This window comes from Streptomyces sp. NPDC059696, from assembly GCF_042733745.1.
Taxonomy (GTDB): domain Bacteria; phylum Actinomycetota; class Actinomycetes; order Streptomycetales; family Streptomycetaceae; genus Streptomyces.
On the sequence record NZ_JBHWFG010000076.1, the window covers coordinates 1 to 5,067 of the forward strand.

General features: G+C 69.7%; 5 protein-coding genes. 2 read left to right on the plus strand and 3 right to left on the minus strand.

Features of this window, described 5'->3' with window-relative positions:
• Positions 1–161: 161 nt before the first annotated feature.
• From ACFV20_RS36485 to thyX, 3 genes are all read right to left on the minus strand, one after another.
• Positions 162–1,847, minus strand: coding sequence for a ribonuclease J (locus ACFV20_RS36485; protein ID WP_385665378.1), 1,686 nt, complete (start codon positions 1,845–1,847; stop codon positions 162–164).
• Between the two features lie 152 nt (positions 1,848–1,999).
• Complete coding sequence (gene dapA / locus ACFV20_RS36490; RefSeq protein WP_234850553.1) at positions 2,000–2,899, minus strand: 4-hydroxy-tetrahydrodipicolinate synthase; 900 nt, start codon at positions 2,897–2,899, stop codon at positions 2,000–2,002.
• 211 nt (positions 2,900–3,110) lie between these two features.
• Positions 3,111–3,851 carry an FAD-dependent thymidylate synthase gene (thyX, locus tag ACFV20_RS36495; RefSeq protein WP_107459136.1) on the minus strand — a complete coding sequence of 247 codons (741 nt, stop codon included), beginning with the start codon at positions 3,849–3,851 and terminating at the stop codon, positions 3,111–3,113.
• 176 nt (positions 3,852–4,027) lie between these two features.
• Here thyX and ACFV20_RS36500 point away from each other — a divergent pair, with 176 nt between their 5' ends.
• Positions 4,028–4,267, plus strand: a complete 240-nt coding sequence (locus tag ACFV20_RS36500) for a hypothetical protein (protein ID WP_385665383.1) — start codon at positions 4,028–4,030, stop codon at positions 4,265–4,267.
• Between the two features lie 113 nt (positions 4,268–4,380).
• Positions 4,381–4,935 (plus strand): hypothetical protein, encoded by a 555-nt coding sequence (locus ACFV20_RS36505; RefSeq protein WP_385665385.1) that lies wholly within the window; start codon positions 4,381–4,383, stop codon positions 4,933–4,935.
• Positions 4,936–5,067 lie beyond the last annotated feature (132 nt).

Sequence of the window (5,067 nt, forward strand, 5' to 3'; positions counted from 1 at the left end):
TCTTGTTTGTTTTTCCCCCCCGCGGGGGGCCTGGGCCCGCGTACTTTTTGTGCGCGGGCGGCCCCCTCGGTTTTTTTTAAAAACCCCCGGGTGGGGCGCCGACTCTTCCTAATGCGCGCCCCCCCGCTCCCAGTTGGCTCGGGCTCAGGCCCGACGGACCGTCAGACCTCCACCACCACGGGCAGGATCATCGGCCGGCGCCGGTAGGTGTCCGAGACCCACTTGCCCAGCGTGCGGCGCACGAGCTGCTGGAGCTGGTGGGGTTCCACCACGCCGTCCTGGGCGGAGCGTTCGAGCACTTCCGTGATCCTGGGAGCCACGTCCGAGAAGGCGGAATCCTCGATGCCGGAGCCGCGGGCCTGGATGTGCGGGCCGCCGGTGATCTTGCCGGTGGACGAGTCGATCACCACGAAGACCGAGATGATGCCCTCGTCGCCGAGGATCTTGCGGTCCTTGAGGGCCGGCTCACCCACGTCGCCCACCGAGAGGCCGTCGACGTAGACGTATCCCGCCTGGACCTTGCCGGAGATCTTCGCCTTGCCCTCGACGAGGTCGACGGCGACGCCGTCCTCGGCGATGACGATGCGGTCGTGCGGGACACCGGTCAGGGCGCCCAGCTCGGCGTTGGCCCGCAGGTGGCGCCATTCGCCGTGCACCGGCATCAGGTTCTTCGGGCGGCAGATGTTGTAGAAGTACAGCAGCTCGCCCGCCGAGGCGTGACCGGAGACGTGGACCTTGGCGTTGCCCTTGTGGACCACGTTGGCGCCCCAGCGCGTGAGGCCGTTGATCACGCGGTAGACCGCGTTCTCGTTGCCGGGGATCAGGGACGACGCCAGGATCACGGTGTCGCCCTGGACGATGCGGATCTGGTGGTCGCGGTTGGCCATACGGGACAGGGCCGCCATCGGCTCGCCCTGGGAGCCCGTGCAGACCAGGACCACCTCGTGGTCCGGCAGGTCGTCGAGTGTCTTGACGTCCACGACGAGGCCCGGCGGGACGCGCAGATAGCCCAGGTCCCGTGCGATGCCCATGTTGCGGACCATGGAGCGGCCGACGAAGGCGACGCGGCGGCCGTACTCGTGCGCCGCGTCCAGGATCTGCTGGATGCGGTGCACGTGGCTGGCGAAGCTCGCGACGATGATGCGCTTGCGGGCGCCGGCGAAGACCTGCCGCAGGACGTTGGAGATCTCCCGCTCGGGCGGGACGAAGCCGGGCACCTCGGCGTTGGTCGAGTCCGAGAGGAGGAGGTCGATGCCCTCCTCGCTCAGGCGTGCGAACGCGTGGAGGTCCGTGAGGCGGCTGTCCAGCGGGAGCTGGTCCATCTTGAAGTCGCCGGTGTGGACGGCCATGCCCGCGGGGGTGCGGATGGCCACGGCCAGCGCGTCCGGGATGGAGTGGTTGACCGCGATGAACTCGCAGTCGAAGGGGCCGATGCGCTCGCGGTGCCCCTCCGCCACCTCGAGGGTGTAGGGGCGGATGCGGTGCTCCTGGAGCTTGGCCTCGATGAGGGCGAGGGTCAGCTTGGAGCCGATCAGCGGGATGTCCGGCTTCTCGCGCAGGAGGAAGGGGACACCGCCGATGTGGTCCTCGTGCCCGTGCGTGAGCACGATGCCCTCGATGTCGTCGAGGCGGTCCCTGATGGACGAGAAGTCCGGCAGGATCAGGTCGATTCCGGGCTGCTCCTCCTCGGGGAAGAGCACTCCGCAGTCGACGATCAGCAGGCGGCCGCCGAATTCGAAGACCGTCATGTTCCGGCCGATCTCGCCGAGGCCGCCGAGCGGGGTGACACGCAGGCCGCCTTCGGGCAGCGGCGGGGGCGTGCGGAGTTCGGGATGCGGATGACTCAAAAGACTCTCCTCACCACGCACGCCACGTACCGGTGGGCACGTGGCGCGCGTGACGTTCGTGCAGAAGCAGTTGTCTGTGTGGGGTGCGGGCACCGGTGGCCCGCTTATTCAGTTGTGAAGCAGGTGCGCGGGGGTCCGCGCGAAGTCTGATGTCAGAGCTGTACCCCGCCGGCAGCAAGATCGATCTTGAGTTGCTCGATCTCCTCCGGCGCGCACTCGACCATGGGCGCGCGCAGGGGCCCGGCGGGCAGTCCCTTCAGGGCGAGCGCCGCCTTGGTCGTCATCACGCCCTGGGTGCGGAACATGCCCGTGTAGACGGCGAGCAGCTTCTGGTGGATCTCGGTGGCCTTCTGGACGTCGCCCGAGGTATACGCCTCGACCAGGGCGCGCAGCTCGGGGGTGACGACGTGGCCGACGACCGAGACGAAGCCGACCGCGCCGACCGAGAGCAGGGGCAGGTTCAGCATGTCGTCGCCGGAGTACCAGGCGAGGCCGGAGCGGGCGATGGCCCAGCTGGCGCGGCCGAGGTCGCCCTTGGCGTCCTTGTTGGCGACGATCCGGGGGTGCTCGGCGAGGCGGACGAGCGTCTCGGTGCTGATCGGGACGCCGCTGCGGCCGGGGATGTCGTAGAGCATCACCGGGAGGCCGGTGGTGTCGGCGACGGCCGTGAAGTGCCGGTAGAGGCCTTCCTGCGGCGGCTTGTTGTAGTACGGGGTCACGACGAGCAGGCCGTGTGCGCCGGTGCGCTCCGCCGCCCGGGCGAGCTCCATGCTGTGGTGGGTGTCGTTGGTGCCGACTCCGGCCACCACGTGGGCGCGGTCGCCGACCGCCTCCAGGACCGCCCGGACGAGATCCGCTTTCTCCGCGTCGCTGGTGGTCGGGGACTCGCCGGTGGTGCCGTTGATGACCAGGCCGTCGTTGCCTGCGTCCACCAGGTGGGCGGCGAGCCGCTGCGCGCCGTCGAGGTCGAGTGCGCCGTCCGCCGTGAAGGGCGTGACCATGGCGGTGAGGACCCGCCCGAAGGGGGTCTGCGGAGTCGAGGTCGGAGCCATGGGTTACACGCTACTCGTTGCTCAGGACCGGGTCTGCCCACGGGGCAGGCGACAAGTCGTGACAAAGGTGGAGCCCGGCACTGCCTGCTCGGGGGTTCAAGCAGTGCCGGACCCGTTTGATCAGGCTAGATGAACTTCTCTAAATGCCGCAATACGGACACTTCGCGCGGCTGAACCGTACATCTGTACCGGATCGGGGAACCGGGGCGCGTTACGGCGCCACGCGTCCGTTCGCGTTGAAGGCGGCGTAGGTGAGCGGCATGAGCCGGGCCCACTCGGCCTCCATCTTCTCGCCGACCATCTCGATCTCGCGCTGCGGGAAGGACGGCACCTTCGCCAGCTCGTGCTGGGTGCGCAGGCCGAGGAAGTGCATCAGCGAGCGGGCGTTGCAGGTGGCGTACATCGACGAGTACAGGCCGACGGGGAGGACGGCACGGGCCACCTCGCGGGCGACGCCGGCGGCGAGCATCTCCTGGTAGGCCTCGTACGCCTGCCGGTACGAGTCCTCCATGACGCGGCCGGTCAGCTCCTGCTGGGCCTGGGTGCCCTCGACGAAGACGTACTTGCCCGGGCGGCCCTCCTGGACCAGCTTGCGGGACTCGTCGGGGACGTAGAAGACGGGCTGGAGCTCGCGGTAGCGGCCGCTCTCCTCGTTGTACGACCAGCCGACGCGGTGCCGCATGAACTCGCGGAAGACGAAGATCGGGGCGCTGATGAGGAAGGTCATCGAGTTGTGCTCGAAGGGGCTGCCGTGCCGGTCCCGCATCAGGTAGTTGATCAGGCCCTTGGAACGCTCGGGGTCCTTCTTCAGCTCGTCCAGGGACTGCTCGCCCAGGGTCGAGACCCGGGCGGCGAAGAGGACGTCCGCGTCGGACGCGGTGTGCTTGACCAGCTCGACGGTGACGTCGCTGCGGTAGCTGGGCTTGAGGTCGTCGGCGGGGGTGTCGGTCACGGTTGGCAGGGCCTTCCCATCTCGTCGTGTGGCGACGCCACTCTACGGCCCGGCCGATTCGGCGCGATCGGTGCCGTGCCGCAATGAAGTCGGTGAAACAGGGCACCTCTGAGGGAGTTCGTTCGTCTCTACAGACGACAGTGATCCGTTCCACCCTTGAAGGAGACGTACCCCTGATGTTCGGTCGGCGTGAACCCGTACCGTTTGCCTTCGTCGCCGAGGCCGACAGGTTCCGCAGCAATGTCACCCCGCCGCCGCGCGAGCGGTCGTCGCTCGGTCAGATGGCCGGGCGCTGGCTGCTGGGGCTCACCATCGTGGCGGGGCTCGTGGGGTCCCTGGTCATCGGGACGCCTGCGCTGACGCCCGACAAGACGGCTGATCAGCCCCAGCAGTCCCAGGCGTCCGAGAGGCGCTAGAAGCGCACCGCACCGGCGGTGACTCCATCCGGCCCCCCGCCGGTGGTGACCGGGGACACAGATCGGTAGCCTCACCGGGCACAGCCCACGCATGGATCGAGTGAGGACCAGCCGTGCCCCTGCCCTTCCTGACGGCCGACCGCGTTTTCGAGGCGGCGGACGACGTTCCGTTGCCCTACGAGGACCGCGACCGCTGGCGGCGTCCGTACCGGCCCGGGCCGTGGCGGGTCGTGGTGGCCGCGCTCGCGCTGCTGCTCGCCTCGTTCGTGCTGTTCGCGGCGGTCATCATCGCCGCGACGGCCCAACCGGCGTCGGCCGCGGTGGTGTTCGGTCTCGCGCTGCTCGTCATCGCCGCGGCGCTCCGGCTGCTGCGCATGGGTGTGTGGGTCAGCGCGCGGGGGCTGCGCCACGTCGCTTTCCTCACCACGCGTACGGCGCCCTGGGAGCAGGTCGTCTCCGTGCGTACGGTGCAGCAGCCGGTGCGCTGGCTGAACCTGCCCCGGACGGTGCAGGGACAGGCACTGCTGCTCGGGCGCCGGGGCCAGGACGAGGCGGGGCCGGTGTCGCTCATGACCACGCACAACGCGGACTTCGTGGGCCGCGCGGAGGCCTTCGACCGGGCGGCCGACTCGGTGGAGGCCTGGGCCGAGGAGTACGGCCCGCGCTGACACCCTCGTCGTTCTTCATGCCGGTGGGGCCGGACCGTGTAACACGCGTAGCGCCCCCCCGCCGCACGGGGGGGGGGGAGGCCGGGAGGGCCGGGAGACAGGGGGGCGGGGGCGAGCGGCGCGCCAACGCCA